The 16,044-nt window shown below is 45.3% G+C and carries 14 protein-coding genes; 7 read left to right on the top strand and 7 right to left on the bottom strand.

The genetic code is table 11. The features are described 5' to 3' along the window. Positions 1 to 79: 79 nt before the first annotated feature. On the bottom strand, positions 80 to 2,134 hold the full coding sequence (locus AB1757_09665) for a hypothetical protein (protein MEW6127295.1): 2,055 nt from the start codon (positions 2,132 to 2,134) through the stop codon (positions 80 to 82). Between the two features lie 806 nt (positions 2,135 to 2,940). On the opposite strand from AB1757_09665, the gene pilB reads away from it, so the two are divergent. From pilB to AB1757_09645, 4 genes are all read left to right on the top strand, one after another. Then, positions 2,941 to 4,692: a type IV-A pilus assembly ATPase PilB gene (gene pilB, locus AB1757_09660; GenBank protein ID MEW6127294.1), complete on the top strand. Its 1,752-nt coding sequence runs from the start codon at positions 2,941 to 2,943 to the stop codon at positions 4,690 to 4,692. 113 nt (positions 4,693 to 4,805) lie between these two features. Then, the gene (locus AB1757_09655; protein ID MEW6127293.1) at positions 4,806 to 5,987 is read left to right on the top strand and encodes a type IV pilus twitching motility protein PilT; all 1,182 of its coding nucleotides are present in this window, start codon (positions 4,806 to 4,808) and stop codon (positions 5,985 to 5,987) included. Positions 5,988 to 6,070: 83 nt separating this feature from the next. Next, a complete protein-coding gene (locus AB1757_09650) occupies positions 6,071 to 7,294 on the top strand; it encodes a type II secretion system F family protein (GenBank protein ID MEW6127292.1) in 1,224 nt (407 codons plus the stop codon). Between the two features lie 329 nt (positions 7,295 to 7,623). Next, positions 7,624 to 8,073, top strand: coding sequence for a hypothetical protein (locus tag AB1757_09645; protein ID MEW6127291.1), 450 nt, complete (start codon positions 7,624 to 7,626; stop codon positions 8,071 to 8,073). A 2-nt stretch (positions 8,074 to 8,075) separates the two neighbouring features. Here the strand turns inward: AB1757_09645 and AB1757_09640 are convergent, their stop codons facing one another. The 4 genes from AB1757_09640 to AB1757_09625 form a co-directional block, all read right to left on the bottom strand. Then, positions 8,076 to 9,212: a hybrid sensor histidine kinase/response regulator gene (locus tag AB1757_09640; GenBank protein ID MEW6127290.1), complete on the bottom strand. Its 1,137-nt coding sequence runs from the start codon at positions 9,210 to 9,212 to the stop codon at positions 8,076 to 8,078. A 14-nt stretch (positions 9,213 to 9,226) separates the two neighbouring features. Next, entirely contained in the window at positions 9,227 to 9,694 is a 468-nt protein-coding gene (locus tag AB1757_09635) for a response regulator (GenBank protein ID MEW6127289.1), read from the bottom strand. Between the two features lie 14 nt (positions 9,695 to 9,708). Further along, positions 9,709 to 11,130, bottom strand: coding sequence for a CHASE3 domain-containing protein (locus tag AB1757_09630; protein MEW6127288.1), 1,422 nt, complete (start codon positions 11,128 to 11,130; stop codon positions 9,709 to 9,711). Between the two features lie 217 nt (positions 11,131 to 11,347). Beyond that, positions 11,348 to 12,898 (bottom strand): hypothetical protein, encoded by a 1,551-nt coding sequence (locus AB1757_09625; GenBank protein ID MEW6127287.1) that lies wholly within the window; start codon positions 12,896 to 12,898, stop codon positions 11,348 to 11,350. 697 nt (positions 12,899 to 13,595) lie between these two features. Here AB1757_09625 and AB1757_09620 point away from each other — a divergent pair. The 3 genes from AB1757_09620 to AB1757_09610 all read left to right on the top strand — a co-directional run bounded on the left by AB1757_09620 (position 13,596) and on the right by AB1757_09610 (position 15,060). After that, positions 13,596 to 13,784, top strand: coding sequence for a hypothetical protein (locus AB1757_09620; protein MEW6127286.1), 189 nt, complete (start codon positions 13,596 to 13,598; stop codon positions 13,782 to 13,784). Between the two features lie 297 nt (positions 13,785 to 14,081). Continuing rightward, positions 14,082 to 14,276, top strand: coding sequence for a hypothetical protein (locus AB1757_09615; protein MEW6127285.1), 195 nt, complete (start codon positions 14,082 to 14,084; stop codon positions 14,274 to 14,276). A 145-nt stretch (positions 14,277 to 14,421) separates the two neighbouring features. Beyond that, complete coding sequence (locus AB1757_09610) at positions 14,422 to 15,060, top strand: Fe-Mn family superoxide dismutase (GenBank protein MEW6127284.1); 639 nt, start codon at positions 14,422 to 14,424, stop codon at positions 15,058 to 15,060. Positions 15,061 to 15,132: 72 nt separating this feature from the next. Here the strand turns inward: AB1757_09610 and AB1757_09605 are convergent, their stop codons facing one another. Together AB1757_09605 and AB1757_09600 are read right to left on the bottom strand one after the other, a co-directional pair. Next, the gene (locus AB1757_09605) at positions 15,133 to 15,654 is read right to left on the bottom strand and encodes a YggT family protein (protein ID MEW6127283.1); all 522 of its coding nucleotides are present in this window, start codon (positions 15,652 to 15,654) and stop codon (positions 15,133 to 15,135) included. 30 nt (positions 15,655 to 15,684) lie between these two features. Then, positions 15,685 to 15,963 (bottom strand): GlsB/YeaQ/YmgE family stress response membrane protein, encoded by a 279-nt coding sequence (locus tag AB1757_09600; GenBank protein ID MEW6127282.1) that lies wholly within the window; start codon positions 15,961 to 15,963, stop codon positions 15,685 to 15,687. Positions 15,964 to 16,044: the final 81 nt, after the last annotated feature.

Below are 16,044 nucleotides of genomic sequence, written 5' to 3'. Positions count from 1 at the left end.
TAAAAGGCGAGGCTCAGCGGGCAATAGGCAGTAGGAAAATTAAACCCCATACCAATATGGGCGTGTAACCTCTACAGTCCTACTGCTTATTCCCCGCTGGATGTTTAGCGGCTTTTAGAGATTCTTCCAACAGGTCGTTAATAATTTTTTGCGCAACCTCTGCGGGCTGACCTCTATAGCGATTACCTGAACCGCCGCGATTGGCAGGGAAGAGCACAAAGCCTTTGGCATTTGCCAGGCGCGCAATCACCGAAGCTTGCGAATCATTTGGAGTTTCACGAATATCAGAAATTTTTAAAAGGGCATCGGCTTTGTTCAAATCGTTCGTAAAAGCAAAGCGATTGCTTGCAGATAACCCTTCAATCAAACGGGTGCGCAATTCCTGACAGTGCGCATCGTCGCAGGAGATTTGAATGCCAATCAGTTTGATTTCGCTTAATGCCAGACCACTCACCGCCGGTTGCGTTGAACGGGTTCCCGGCTTTACTGCATCCGCATCTTCCGGGTTAGTTGGTTTGCGGTCAGAGGCTATTAAACGGTCATTATCGGATTTGCGAGGCTTCTGCGGCTTTTCTTGTTTATCCTGATTTTGAATCTTCCCTGAATTTGGCTCATCTCGATTATCTGCCTGTTTGCTATCCGGTGATTGATTGGGCGTAACTTCAGGGTTTTCCGGTTGCGGAGAAGATTGATTGTGATCTGCCTGTTCCAACGGTCTTGGGTCGCCTTTGATCGCAAAGAACCACACGCCCAATCCAAGCAGCGCCACCAGCATAAAGGCGAGCGCCGGTTTGATTACGCCTGCCAGATTATTGATTCGCAAGGCATCACCCAAACGATTGATGCGGTGATTAATTGCAAGTGCAGCGGCTTTGAAGGCGCGCGTCTCACGATAATCGATGTTGAGAGTTGAGGTTTCAACTTCTCCATATTGGTCGATTTTGTGGGCTTGGGAAAAGGTGATTTCCTGACCGCCTTCAAGGGTGATGGTATTTTTGCTTGTCGGCTGGTGCGCCTGAATAAAACAAGAGGCAAGCCGCACCTCCTCATTTTTGGAGTTGCCGATAATTTCAATCAGTTCCGCGCCCTCTGCGATTTCGACCTGGAGATTGCAAACCCGTTGCAAATCAATTTCGCCCATCAATGCGCCATCAACTACCACTTTAAGCAGACCTGCTGAAAATCGCTTGCGGCGATGAGCTTGTTCGTCAAGCGATGATTTAATCGCTTCCAACTCATCGCGACCGAATGTCGGTGGGTCGTTGCGATGATTGTCGGTTGCGCTTGTGGATAAATTAAAGTTCGGGATTTCGAGGCGATCATTGGGAGGATTCAGTTTCAATGCTTTTACCAACCTTGTAAAACAATCTGGATGCAGAATCGTGTGGGTGCGATTGATTTCGATATGATGTTCGGCATCCGGGTCTTGACTATCAAATTCCAACTCTTTTAGGGAAGTGGCAAATGGGTTATAGCTTGACGGGATAACACAAGCCGTTGCCCAGGGCGTAAAATTATCCAGGCAATCGAAAACAAACCCGTTGAACTGTTTGGATGAAGGGCGGGGTTCAAACCGTTCTTCGCCGCGATTGACTTTGATGAGATTGAGCAGGTCGCCGAAACGCTCTTTCATCTCCTGCATCAATCGACCCTTGCGTGAGCGATAGTAATAATCATCGCGGGCGCGCTCCGGGTCTTGCACCACTAAATTATAAATTTCCATGGCTTCAGCGGTTGTATAGTTGTGCAGCAAACGACTGATACCGAGCGCGACATAGAAAGAATTGCGTTTGAGGGTTATTTTCACCAGATGTTTGATGAAATGCGTAATCATGCGGCGTTCATCGAGCTTGCCCTCGCGCTCTTTCTCCTTTTCATAAGGTTCCGATTCCAGGTAAATCAATCGTTGTAAGAGATGTTTCTCATTATAATTAATTCGGTTTCTGGCTTTGCGCGCGGTGGTTCGACCCTGGGGTTCATAATACAATCGCTTGTCTTGCGCCTGAACCGCGACTTCCAATTTGTTCAACGCACTGGTGACAATTTGCAAAGCCAAGGTTTTGTCGCCATGAATGAAATATGCCAGACTAAGCGCCTGGTTAATGGTGACATCCAACAGGTCTGTTTTTTCCATACCGCTCTAGTCTTTTTCTCCAGCCTACAAGGTTGAATTACTTTGACTGTGAAAGTAATGACTCCAGACCATCTGCTTAAAAAAACGGTTGAATGGTAAAGTGTGCCCTCGTCCGCTTAACCGAAGGCAATTAATGGCAGTTCCACCCGTTAAGCAGCACCACCGAAGGCAATATAAGGTTAAAGAACAAGGGCAGGCTTTACCACTCCTATCAGAATAATTCCCCTTTTATCACGCTCGCATTATAGTGGAATGCCGCGCGTTCCAGCGTGGCATTTTCGGAAAAATGTTTAACCGTTTGGCGGTTCTCAAAATTCTTGTTGATGCAGGAAAAAAGGGGAACGCGGTTTTATACCTCCCTGATGAACGGTCTCGGTGTTCGCTGTTTTTTTACAGTAGGCGCTGCGCTTTGGTTGAGGAAATCCACGAATTTTATTGGCTTTTTTACCGCCTTTAAGCATAGCGACGGTTCAATTTAGACCGACAAAACTTCGGCGGAATTTATTATTGACATGGTATAGGTCGGATGTTAAAAGGTAGGTGCGGTTTATTTATCTCCCTTAAAATTGTTTGATGCCAAACAATATCGCATAGAGCTTGGATATAAACTGCTGCCCCTGCAACCGAAACCCGAACCTGTCGCATTCTGCTAGAAATCACCCCCAATACATTCCGAGAGCGCGCAGCCTTGAGATGATTCATTCCTCACTACGGAATCTCCGGGCTGTTTGATGAATAAGCTCTTGTCCTCGTTAGGTTGAATTTCACTCGCTCCGGTTGGAGCAGGAACTGGGATTGAATTCAAAATTATGTCGGCTAAACTCGGTGAAGCACTTCTAAATGAAAACCTCATAACGCCTCAACAATTGAAAGAGGCGCTCGACTATCAAAGAGTACATGGAGGCCGCCTTGCCTCAACCCTCGTGCGATTGGGAATGTTGTCGGACGAAGAAGTCACTGCCGTACTCAGCCGTCATTACGGGGTCTCATCGGTTAATCTCGATTTATTTGAAGTCGACCCGGCAGCCGTGAATCTTGTGCCACAAGAGACTGCCGAGCGTTATATGGTTTTACCGCTTTCAAGAGTTGGCTCGACATTGACTCTGGCGATGGTCGACCCGACCAATGTTTTCGCCATCGATGATATTAAATTTATGACCGGGCTATCGGTTGAACCGGTCGTGGTCAGCGAAACCACTCTGCAACTGGCGATTGCCAAATATTACGGCACCTCAAAAGAACTCGAACTTGCGCGTGTCATGGAAGACCTGGTAGCCGAAAGCACCATGACGCAGGATGAGTATGGTGATTTTGCCGACACCCTTGAAGAAGTCGAAGATGCCCAGGATGAAATCGACCTTGAAAATTTAGAGAAGATGGCAGATGACGCGCCGGTGGTCAAACTGGTGAACGTCATTCTGGTTGATTCGCTGCGTCGCGGCGCATCCGATATTCACATTGAACCTTATGAAAAAGAGTTGCGCGTGCGTTTTCGTATAGACGGCATCCTTTACAACATTATGAATCCGCCGATGAAGATGCGCGATGCCTTGACATCGAGATTGAAAATTATGTCGCGGCTCGATATTGCCGAAAAGCGTTTGCCGCAGGATGGGCGCATCAAAATCCGCGTGAAATTGGAGGGCCGTTCGCGTGAACTCGATTTCCGGGTTTCGACATTGCCGACGATGTTCGGGGAAAAACTCGTGCTGCGTTTGCTCGATAAAGAAAACCTCAGACTGGATATGACGCAACTCGGTTTTGAACCGCAGAGTCTGGAAAAATTTAAACGCAATATTAATAAACCTTACGGCATGGTTCTGGTTACGGGACCCACGGGTTCGGGTAAAACCTCGACGCTCTATTCGGCGCTGCAAAGTCTAAACACACCCGAAACCAACATTATGACCGCCGAAGACCCTGTGGAATTCAACCTCCAAGGCATCAATCAGGTGCAGATGAAAGAGTCAATCGGCTTGAATTTCGCAGCCGCTTTGCGTTCATTCTTGCGCCAGGACCCGAACATTATTCTCGTCGGTGAAATCCGCGACTTTGAAACCGCTGAAATCGCGGTTAAAGCGGCGCTCACCGGTCACCTGGTGCTTTCCACTTTGCACACCAACGACGCGCCATCAACGGTGAGTCGTTTAATGAATATGGGTATCGAACCTTTTCTGGTTGCGACTTCGGTGAACCTCATTCAAGCGCAACGCCTGGTTAGAAAAATCTGCAAGGATTGCAAGATGGAAATCCATACGCCGGTTGAAGCGATGATCGATGTCGGTTTCCCGGCAAGTGAAGCGGGCGACATCAAAACCTATAAAGGCGCGGGCTGTCAGACCTGCAATGGCACCGGGTACAAAGGGCGCGTCGGTTTATATGAAGTGATGGAAGTGACCGAAGATTTACGTGAGTTGGTGCTGGTCGGCGCCTCGGGTTTGGAATTGCGTCGTAAAGCGATTGATGAAGGAATGTTGACGCTTAGAATGAGCGGAATCGAAAAAATTCGTATGGGCGCGACGACCGTTGAAGAGGTTGTCAGAGAAACCGTGAAATAGGAGGCGGAGGCGGATTGCGGATTGCGGATTGCGGATTGCGAATTGGTTTATCAAAAAGCATAACCAAATCGAATCCTCAGTCCTGAATCCTGAATCCTGAATCCTATAAAAAAATGGCTGAAATCATATTAAGCGAATTACTCAGAAAAATGATTGAAATGGGCGGCTCAGACCTGCACATCACCACCAGTTCGCCGCCCATGGTTCGAGTTCACGGGCATCTACGACCGCTCGATTATCCCGAACTCACACCGGCTGAAACCAAACAAGTGGCTTATTCGGTTTTGACGGATGCGCAAAAGCACCGCTTTGAAGAAAATCTCGAACTCGATTTTTCATTCGGTATTAAAGGGCTTTCGCGTTTCCGCGCCAACCTGTTCAACCAGCGCGGCGCGGTTGGCGCAGTCTTTCGCGCCATTCCCTATGAAATAAAAACCTTTGAAGAATTGGGCTTGCCGCCGGTCATCGAAAAACTCTGCGAGAAACCTCGCGGACTCATTCTCGTGACCGGGCCAACCGGTTCCGGTAAATCGACGACGCTCGCTTCTATGCTCGATAAAGTCAATCGTATGCGACACGAGCATATCATTACGGTTGAAGACCCGATTGAATTTTTGCACACCCATAAAAATTGTTTAGTGAATCAAAGGGAAGTGCAATCCGATACTCATTCATTTTCAAATGCGTTGCGCGCGGCTTTGCGTCAAGACCCGGATGTCGTGCTCATCGGTGAAATGCGCGACCTCGAAACCACTGAAACCGCGCTGCGAATTGCTGAAACCGGTCACCTGACATTTGCGACCTTGCACACCAATTCCGCGTCATCGTCAATTAACCGTATCATCGATATTTTCCCGGCGCACCAGCAGGCGCAAATCCGCACTCAGCTTTCAATGGTTCTCGAAGGCATCGTCACCCAATCGTTGTTGCCGAGAGCCAATGGGCAGGGGCGTTGTCTGGCGATGGAAATTCTGGTTCCCAATGCGGCTATTCGCAACCTGATTCGCGAAGATAAAATTCACCAGATTTATTCGATGATGCAAACCGGTCAGGATAAATTCGGCATGCAGACTTTTAATCAATCGCTGGCGAGTCTGTATTTCAAAAAACAGATCACCCTGGAATTGGGGCTGGCGCGTTCATCAAATCCCGATGAATTACAAGACTTGATCAATCGGGGCGTACAGACTTTGCAAAACCCTGCGCAACATCAGCAACAGGTGCGTCCGAACGCCTCGAACATGAATGGCCCAACCGGCAGACCCTTAAGCCCGCTTGGTCGTGTCGGTAAATAAACGGTTTCTGATTTGATTATCGAAAACCACGTGATGTGTTGCTCCTAAAAAAACCAAAAACTCAGAAGAGGTGAAGGTGTAAAATGCCAACGTATGTATTTAAAGGTCGCAACCGATTTAATGAAGTCGTGGTCGGTGAGCGTGTAGCAACAGACCGAGGCGCGCTTGAAGGTTTGCTCAGGCGTGAACAAATTATTCTGACCAGCGCCAGAGAAAAAGGGCGCGACATCAGTTTGCCGAAAGTCGGTCGTGAGAAGGTTAAAGCGAAAGATTTAGCGTTGTTTACACGCCAATTTTCAGTAATGCTCGATGCCGGACTGCCACTGGTTCAATGTCTGGAAATTTTAGGGCAGCAGCAGGATAACAAATTTTTTCAGAAGGTAATTTTTCAAACCCGTTCCGATGTCGAATCCGGCAGCACGCTGGCTGACGCGATGGGCAGACATCCGAGAGTTTTCGACCATCTCTATTGCAATATGGTTGCAGCGGGCGAAACCGGCGGTATTCTCGATATTATTTTGCAACGACTATCAACTTACCTTGAAAAGATGGTCAAGTTAAAGAGCGACGTCAAAAGCGCATTGATTTACCCCATCGCGGTTATTTTCATTGCCATTGTGGTCATCTCAGTCATTATGATTGTGGTTATTCCGGCATTTAAAAACATTTTTGAAGGGTTGCTTGGACCTGGCGAAAAACTCCCCTGGCTGACGGAATTGGTGGTTAGCATTTCGAGTTTTATGGCGAGTTACTGGTGGTTGATCGGTATCGTCATCGGTGCCACGGTATTTGCCGGCAAAGCCTGGTATAACACCGACAGTGGTCGTCACGTCATTGACAATGTGATTTTGAAGTTGCCGATTCTGGGCGTCATTTTGAAAAAGATTGCGATTGCGCGATTCAGCCGCACCCTGTCCACCTTGATGAGTTCCGGCGTCCCGATTCTCGAATCGCTCGATATTACCGCGCGAACGGCGGGCAATGTCATCGTCTCGGAAGCGATTTTGAAAGTTCGCGCCGCCATTGAACAGGGGCAGACTTTTGTCGAACCGTTGAAAGCGACACAGATTTTCCCGGTAATGGTTTCGCAAATGATTGGCGTCGGTGAACAGACCGGCGCGATGGATGCGATGTTATCGAAGATTGCCGACTTTTATGAACAGGAAGTCGATGCGGCGATTGCCAACTTACTCAGTATGATGGAACCGGCAATGATTCTGTTTTTGGGTGTGACCATCGGTACAATCGTTATCGCGATGTATTTGCCGCTCTTCACGTTGATTGGCAAACTCGCGGGCGGAAAATAGGCAGCAATAAATCGAAGAACCTTCCGCATCCAATCGCCGCTTAACGGGCTGGCAGTTGGTTCTTCTCAAAAATAAAAAGCCGGTGTGGTGTTTGATCATCGCACCGGTTTTTTTGTTGTGTTTGCGCTGCTGTTTTACTGTCGAACACATTTATGGAAGAAATCAATACTTGGCGCAAGGCATTCTTGTATCGATATTACTTACGAGTCTCGAAATTAATAAACCAATCGCTTAAATCTTGAAATATTGGAGAAAAATAATTAATCCCGGTTGAAAAAAATCTGGCACGATGATTGCCCTTTTCCATTATGTAAAAAGGAGTGAAAAGCGTGGCAACTCAATTGGAAAAATTAAAATATGACAGTCGCGAAATGCCGTTTCTCACTTGTCGTCATTGTGACGGATTGAATGCCCTGGAAAGTTTTTTTTGTCGCTGGTGTGGAGAACAAATCAATGCTTCGGATTCATCTGTGCCCGTATCATCGCCACTTGATTCCGACGAGTCATTTAAACCGGCGGAGGTTTACACCACCACGCCCCTTAATCAACCCGCAAATCTGGCGTCTGTAAGCTTAAATAAAGAAGCTATAAATTTGCGCGTGTCGGGATATTTAATTCATTCATTCGTAGAAAGTTTGAAGACTACTTCATTGCAATTTCAAAGTGGTTTTGAAAAGGCGGCACTCGCCTTTTTAACCTTTATTCCCGTCTGCTTATTGATCATTTTGTTATCGCCGCTCGATGCCTATCTGGCGACGAAAAATTTTTTGAAAGGGTAAGATTAACCAGAACCCGGTAAGGGAATGGAGACTTTAAAAGTTGAACCGCGACCCTCGCCCTGACTTTCGACTTCGACCATTCCGTTGTGAGCTTCAACGATATGCCTGACGATAGCCAAGCCTAAACCAAGTCCATGATTTTTTTTGCCGGTTTCGGTTTTTGCCTGTTTATATTTTTCAAAAACATAGGGAAGAAATTCCTGATCAATGCCGATTCCCGAATCCTTAACAATCAAATGCGCAAAGCTCTGGCGATTTTCCAGTTTCAATTCGATGCGACCGCCTTCCGGCGTAAATTTAATGGCGTTTGAAAGCAGATTGGAAACCACCTGTTGCAACCGCTCAAAATCTCCTTGAACCGTTCCCACCGACGGGTCATAAGATTTGGTCATCATAATCAATTTTGCTTGTGCGGAAGGGAAAGCGGCTTTAAAGGCTTCTTCAATCACCTCGATGAACTTCACATCGACAATCTGTAAACAGAGATTGCCATTAAGGATGCGCGTGGTGTCGAGTAAATCTTCGATAATGCGAACCTGTAAACGACTATTGCGTTCGATAGTCTCAATGGCTTTGGCAATGTCTTCGGGTCTCAACTTGCCGCTTTTCAGCAACTGAATCCACCCGAGCATGGAATTTAACGGGCCACGTAATTCATGGGAAACCATTGCTAAGAATTCATCCTTTTGCCGATTGGCGATTTCCGCCTGCGCGCGCGCCGCGCCTTCAAGCAAGCGACGAATCCGTTCCTCTTCAAATCGCCGTTGTTGAATCGCATAACGAATCGAGCGTTCCAGTTGAGCCGCATTGAGTTGCCCTTTGACCAGATAATCGGCTGCTCCGGCATTCATCGCCTCAACATCGAGCGAGCGGTCACCTTGACCGGTTAAAAAAATGATGGGTATTTTGCAGTTTCTTTCGGTCGTCTGGCGCAGCAGTTCCAATCCGTTGTGAATGCCCAGACGATAATCGAGCAGGCAAATATCATAGGCATTACTTTCGAGCTTTCTCAGGGCTTCATCATAATCCCTTACCCAATCCAAGGTATACGCGCCCTCATAAATATCGGAAAAGAGGGCATCGGTAATTAAATAATCATCCTCGTCGTCTTCGACAAGCAGAGCTTTTACGTTTTCCATTGTTGTAAGACTTATCATGAAGTCGCGGTATCACTCTGAGTGGGTAATTCAACAACTTCAACCCAGTATTTACCCAGGGTTTTAATTACATCAACCAGACCTTCAAAGGTCACAGGCTTGGTGATATATGAACTGGCGCCTAAATCATAACTGCGAAAAATATCTTCTTCGGCTTTCGAGGTGGTCATCACCACGACGGGAATGCGGCGTAGAGCGGGATTATTTTTAATTTCTTTAAGTGCCTCGCGCCCATCTTTTTTGGGCATATTGAGGTCGAGCAAAATAATGCTGGGTCGCGGCGACTCATTGCCATCACTGTATTTTCCTTTATTCTCAAGGTAATTCATCAGTTCTACACCGTCTTCGACAAATCGGACGTCATTGAGCAAACGGCTCTCCTCAAAGGCATCCTTGGCTAAAACCCGATCATCCGGGTCATCTTCGGCAATCAGGATGACAATCGGTTTTGCGTTACTATCCATTAAACCAAACTCCTTTAATTTATCGGGAGGTTAATAATAAATTGACTGCCTTGGCCTGGGGTACTCTTGGCAATTATCGTTCCGTTGTGACGTTCGACGATTTTCCGGCAAACTGCCAACCCCATTCCGGTTCCTTCATATTCATTTTTATTATGCAGTCGTTGAAAAGGGGTGAAAATTCTCTCTACATAAGATTCGTCAAATCCAATGCCATTATCTGAAACGATGATTTGGCATTGGGGAACTGTCGCCGTAAGGTCTTCCGAGTCATTGGCGTTGCCATTCAATATTTCACCTATAATGTGGATGATTGGCGGCTCTTCGGGGCGATGAAATTTCAGGGCATTACCAATCAGATTTTGAAAGAGTTGACGCATCTGCAAAGGGTCGGCGGCAATTTCCGGCAACTCACCGACTTCAACTTTGCCAGCCGTTTGTTGGATACGCACCTCTAAATCCGATAACACCTCATCAACGGTTTGATTGAGATTGATGGGTTGAAACGGCTGGGTATGGGTTGAAACCCTTGAAAAGGTTAATAAATCGGTAATCAATCGGCTCATTCGTTCAGCGGCGTTCTGCATGCGATTTAAGTAATCCGTCCCCTGAGCACCAAGTTCCGGGCGGTATTTGAGCTTTAAGCGATCTCCAAATGCTTGAATCTTTCTTAAAGGTTCTTGCAAATCATGAGAAGCCACAAAGGCGAAATCCTGCAATTCACGGTTGCTGCGTTCCAGTTCAAGAGTTCGTTCGGCAACCGTGCTTTCCAGCTTTTCATTGGCAATTCTTAACGCATCTTCGGAGTTTCGTCGCTCTTTAAGAATTTGACTGAAGAAATAGTAAACCCCGAAGAGTAACAAAGAGGCTAAAATGGTCGTAACCGCAAAACTGAAATTGGCAGTGCGGATACTATCGGCAGATTGTTCCTGACGGATATTTAATAGATTGGTCTCCTCTTTGATCATCGTTTCAGCGGTACTATTGATTTCCTTCATCAAGCCTTTACCTTTACCGGATGCGACAAATTCTTTAGCCGTTTCATACCCGCTTTCCCACCGCCGTTTGACGGCTTCATCGGAATAAAGAAATTTCTCCTGAATATAAGTTTCGAGTTTGTTGATTTGCTGCTGTTGAAGCGGGTTATCGGAGGTTCGGTTGCGAATATTTTGAATGAGTTCAAAGGTCTGCGCTTTATCCTGCTCGTAATCATTGATGAAAAAATTATCTCCGGTTAAAACAAATCCGCGCATACTACTCTCGTTGGCAATGGATAACGCCCGTAAGGATTCCAGATAATTCATTACTTCCAGGGTAAGAGAAACCCTTCGTTCATTATCAACAATATTTTTCGTTGCATAATAGGAAACGTAGGCGTTGAGTCCCAGGACAACGAGCGCCAGCACAATAACCACTATCAATTTTTGATCTTTCAGCATTGTTCAAATCTGCCTTTATCGTTGGGATTGAACCAGGCAAAAATACATTTCGCTATGACTCCGACTGATAATTAATGATGGGTATAAATGAATCTGTAAAAATCATTCATTTCACCCGCTTTACGAAATAACTTTAAAATGGGTCAGCTTAATTTTAAAGACACCAAAAGCTATGCTTCAATTGAAGCATAGCTTTTGGATGAAATGGCTCTTTGATTTAACGCGAAGAAACCGTTGTTCGTATCGCCGAACTGATTCTAAATTCCGTACCACTGGTTAAATTTAAATCATCGCGTCCCTGTAAAATTACCGAGCCAACACCTGCGCCACCGCCAACCACAGCACCAACAACGGCACCTTCACCGCCGCCAAGGAGACCGCCGAGGATCGCGCCAATCGCCGCTCCGATGCCGGTGTTTCTCACGGTTCTACCGGTTTGTGAATCATCTTCTCTAACGATTCCTTCATTATCAAAACTCACTCGATCACCATTGGTTGTTCTAATCTCTTCGATGTAACCGTCGAAGTTGTAGCTTCTTCCGTTCTGCAAACGAATCCGGTCAAACTCAAGCGCCAATTCCGAACGTCCGGTTAGACGGCTGGCGCGATCAACCTTTGCCACATGTCCTTCAATTTCAGCTCCGGCAAATTGGCTAGGTGAAGAGATGCGCATGGTAAATCGATCTCCTACTCGTGCTTGTCTGGTGGTTATCTCATCATTGAGAATCGCCGAGAAAACGGTTCCGCGTGGAAATACAAAGCGATTGTCATCATTTATCCCGGGGCGATTGCGGTTACCGTCAAAAAGGTTAAGCTGCGCAATCTCGGAGGTTTTCCGATAAATACTTCTGGAGATGACCGGTCGATTCAATCTTTCGAGATAAATTTCACGAGTGACTCGCAAAGCATTGCCGTTTTCAATTCTTTCAAAAGTCACTGTGAAATCGCTTCCTCGATCACCTGTCGAAGCAATCACCAATTGATTACCTCTTAGGGTTGCAGTTGTGCGAACGGTTCTTCCATTAGGTCGGGTTTCGGTTTTAGCAATTCCATCGGCAATGAAATCAACTTGCGGGGAAGTCGTCGACGCCATCACAAACTGTCTGCCGGTTTGTTCAAGCGCAATCGAATCCGGCGGCGACAACCGTCGTTCGAGAACTCTGCGTATCCGCGCAGTATCGGAAATCGTCGATTGTCTGGCAGCTTGTTCGGCTAAATAAGCGACATTATCGCTTCGCGAAGTGTCCAAGGTGTAGGTTCCCATAAATCGCTGATTGCGATTATTGATATTTGCCTGATAATAAGGCGGGAGGGAATTGCGACTATCCCAAACCCAGGCGACGTTGTAATTACCGGCTAACCGGCGCAAATCAATGCGCAGCAAGTTCCAATCGCTTTGTGCTCCTGACAAATAATTATTCCTCATAAAGTAATCAATCGACCATCCTCGATTGATTACCTCTTCAACATCTGCTGCCACATCACGACGATCTCTGAATCGCTCCGCCAGTCTGGCGATTGCTACATCAAAATCTCTTACATACTGATTGATTTCATCCTCGCGTTGAGTACCGTTCAAACTGCTTCGATCAATCGCTTGATCAAGTGAACTGCGAAATTGCGTCGCTCGTGTTTCGATTCGATTTAAAAGATTTTGCATTTCTCTATCGCTGACACGATAAGCGCGTTGGGCGAATAACGAATGATTAAAACTCGTTAAAATTAAAAGAAATGCCATCAAAATATAAATGTTTTTACGATTATTCATTATTGATTCTCCTTTCCGTATCGATAGAATCATTCTGAGGCGATAAATAAAACCATCAGTAGCTTGATGAAATGGACGGGGCTAGAATCAAGATCATTTCAAATCAAGCTACTGAAAATTAATGATATTCAATAATGACATTCCCTATTTGGCATTAACGCCTTCCAAGTTTTTTTCAAAAATCCCAAAATATAAATGTCCTGATTTATCAACATAAATCAGCACCTCGGAATCCCCTTTCATTAAAATATGGGCAATTTCGAGATTTTGAAAAATCAGTCAAGTGGATGCCGCATTATAATCGGGCGGTTGTGCTCTTTTTTTAAACATACAAACCTCTTATTTAACCTTCACCTGAATTGGTTCAATTGTTCGTTCAAACAAAATATATTTCATTGAAATCAAAACCATACTTGAAAAAGGCAAGCCCCGTGCCCTTGCTCGAAAGGCTTTAATATCTGTTGTGAACCCAACCCTTAATCAGTTATGAGAGAGAGTTGAATGAGTTGAAAATTATTTGCTGCCAGAATTCAATGCAACAGCTTTGCAATGGTTTAATACAAGCTGTATGCAACTTTTTAACGGGTTTAAAAAGCCTCCCATCAATGCCAGCGGAATGGCTAAAAAGGGGACAATTTGCCTGGCACTTTGCTTGCCTCATAGGAAGGGAAATTAAAAGTGTTGAAGAGGAAGAGCTATGAAACAAGTGAGATTAATCAAACGAGATGAACGCCCGGAAGAGAAGCCTGTCGTTGAAGAGGTGGGAAAACCAGACCATTCTAAAATTAATTTAATGATGAATACGGTTCGAGAGTGGGTGGAAAAAAATCGTTCGACCCAAGCCAAGAGTCCGCGAAAACAATTTAGCGCCTTGTTTTCGGGTTAAATTTATCAAACGAGGTCGCCGAAAAACTTGAGGATTGGTTCTTTTCAATACAGCAGTGTTTGATAATCAGAGTCGTATAGTTCTTTTTAAGTACACCATAATAAAAAAAATTCCAGGTCAAATTAATTTGAAGCGGACTAATGTCTAAATTGTCGGAAATATTTAACTGAAAAAGCAGGTCTATTTAATGGCACAATCATTGCCTTTAAAATGACAGGGAAGAAGAGGATGGATGCTTCGATTAGGGGGAGCCATTTCATCTTCCTCCCTTCCCTTAGATTGAAGAGGTGGAGAATCATGGCGGACAGTAATGCAGCAAGTGGCGCAATGTGGGCACTGGTTACGGTAATTTTAGTTTTATTGATTGTCGCTGTACTTTATTTCAGTGGCCTTTTTAATCGTAAAAAAGAGATTGATATCAATGTTGAAACACCAAAATCAGGAACGATTCTCTTGATGGGGGAAACCCGTTTTTCTTTCCTGAGGCGATGAAATCAAAATTATTAACCTGTCAGCTTTCCCCGGTCTCCGCCTTAGAATTGACCGATTCGCTTTAATCTCAAATGAACTGGTTTATTTGGTCTTACACGCGTTTTGTTTTATCCTTTCAATTATTCCCATTTATAAGGAGGTAGTAATGAATACGCAGCGGCTTTACCAAGCCAAACAATTTAATCTTAGTGGACTGAAAGGAATTTCCGATGCAACTCTTGAAATGCATTTCAAACTTTATGAAGGTTATGTAAAAGAGACCAATCGGCTATTGGAAATTACTGATGAGTTAAACCGGGTTGAATCCAAAACTGATGAACAAAATGTGATTTATTCTGAAGTGCGTCGTCGGTTGGGATTTGAGTTTAATGGAATGGTTTTGCATGAATACTATTTTGATAATCTAATGAAAAACGGCACCGGAGAGCCTGAGAAAAACTCGCGCTTCTATCATTCGGCGGTTGATACCTTCGGAAGTTTTGAAGCCTGGAAAGGGGATTTCACTCGTGTAGGAAAAATGCGAGGCATTGGTTGGGCAATCTGTTTTCAGGACCCGCTCAATGGCAGCCTGGTGAATGAGTGGATTACCTTACACGAAATTGGCAACCTGGCTGGCAATCGCCCGATTCTGGTCATGGATGTTTGGGAACACGCTTTTCTACTTGATTACAAACCCGCCGAAAGACCCAAATATATTGAAGCCTTTTTTTCCAATATAAACTGGCAAATGGTCAACGACCGCATCGGTGAGCCGGTGATGATTAGAGGTAAAAGCGCCCAATAAGATAAAATCGGTAAAAGAAAGGGAAGCTGCCAGCAGTTTCCCTTTCCTGGTTTATTCGTTTTTGGGTGTTATTTAAACAGAAGTTTTTCGATGCGCCAGCAATCGCAAAAGCCCGTTAATCGCGAGGTGCAGTAAAATATAAAAAATCAACGCAAAAATAAATGAAAGTCTTAATTGAAAGCGTCCGCTCGCGGGGTCTGCAATTAAGCGTTTAAATGGCGCAAGAACCGGGGCGCTTAGCGTATCAATAAATTCCCTAAATGAATTTCCCTGGCGAGCGCCCAGCAAATCGAGAAAAATTTCTAAAGTGATCAATCCGTATATTAAATAAAAAACATAATCAACAACTTGTGAAAATCTGGCGGCTCTGCGAGCTTTTTCAATTTCTGATTCTGTCGATTCAACTTCGCGCATGGCTTTGCCCCGTAATTGTTCGCCAACCTGAGCGGCACGCGCCTCATCGGTTGATGAAAGCTGTTCGGCATGACGTGAAATTTCAGAATTAATTTCGTTTCTTACATCGGCTTTAACAGCTTCGTGTTGCAACAACCGCTGGTTCTCATCAACAGTCACTTTTTCGCCCAGCTTATCCATAATCGTTGCTCCTTATTGGTTAAAAGCCAGCTAAATGTACCGTCGGCGAGTGAAGAAACTGATAATCGCAACAAACAGGGCAGCGCCGACAATCGACCAGACAATGGGGAAGGTGTATCCGCCGATATTCACAGCAAAAAGTTCTTTCAGTCCCAATAGCCCACCTAACCACATTCCAAATAAAGCCCCAATAAAGCCGATGGCAATGGTTGTTAAAAGACCACCTCGACTAAACCCAACGATTGCCTGTCCAATTGCCCCGCAAATGGCGGCAACTAATAGTAGAAGTAAAAAAGAAAGCACCGTCATCTCTTCTCCTTTCATAGCCTGAAAATAAGAGTGCGGTCTTTCGTAAAATCGTTCGGGGGATAAAGCCCTTTGGTTTTATCC

It is taken from the genome of Acidobacteriota bacterium, assembly GCA_040754075.1.
Classification (GTDB): Bacteria; Acidobacteriota; Blastocatellia; order UBA7656; family UBA7656; genus JBFMDH01.
The sequence above is the reverse complement of the archived record's forward strand: the minus strand, read 5'-3'. Positions and strand labels throughout refer to the sequence as shown.

Coding starts and splice junctions, on each gene's coding strand:
- AB1757_09605 (MEW6127283.1), bottom strand. CDS start 15,654: ATGGATAAGCTGGGCGAAAAAGTGACTGTTGATGAGAACCAGCGGTTG.
- AB1757_09665 (MEW6127295.1), bottom strand. CDS start 2,134: ATGGAAAAAACAGACCTGTTGGATGTCACCATTAACCAGGCGCTTAGT.
- AB1757_09600 (MEW6127282.1), bottom strand. CDS start 15,963: ATGACGGTGCTTTCTTTTTTACTTCTACTATTAGTTGCCGCCATTTGC.
- AB1757_09620 (MEW6127286.1), top strand. CDS start 13,596: ATGAAACAAGTGAGATTAATCAAACGAGATGAACGCCCGGAAGAGAAG.
- AB1757_09630 (MEW6127288.1), bottom strand. CDS start 11,130: ATGCTGAAAGATCAAAAATTGATAGTGGTTATTGTGCTGGCGCTCGTT.
- AB1757_09655 (MEW6127293.1), top strand. CDS start 4,806: ATGGCTGAAATCATATTAAGCGAATTACTCAGAAAAATGATTGAAATG.
- AB1757_09635 (MEW6127289.1), bottom strand. CDS start 9,694: ATGGATAGTAACGCAAAACCGATTGTCATCCTGATTGCCGAAGATGAC.
- AB1757_09625 (MEW6127287.1), bottom strand. CDS start 12,898: ATGAATAATCGTAAAAACATTTATATTTTGATGGCATTTCTTTTAATT.
- AB1757_09615 (MEW6127285.1), top strand. CDS start 14,082: ATGGCGGACAGTAATGCAGCAAGTGGCGCAATGTGGGCACTGGTTACG.
- AB1757_09610 (MEW6127284.1), top strand. CDS start 14,422: ATGAATACGCAGCGGCTTTACCAAGCCAAACAATTTAATCTTAGTGGA.
- AB1757_09650 (MEW6127292.1), top strand. CDS start 6,071: ATGCCAACGTATGTATTTAAAGGTCGCAACCGATTTAATGAAGTCGTG.
- AB1757_09640 (MEW6127290.1), bottom strand. CDS start 9,212: ATGGAAAACGTAAAAGCTCTGCTTGTCGAAGACGACGAGGATGATTAT.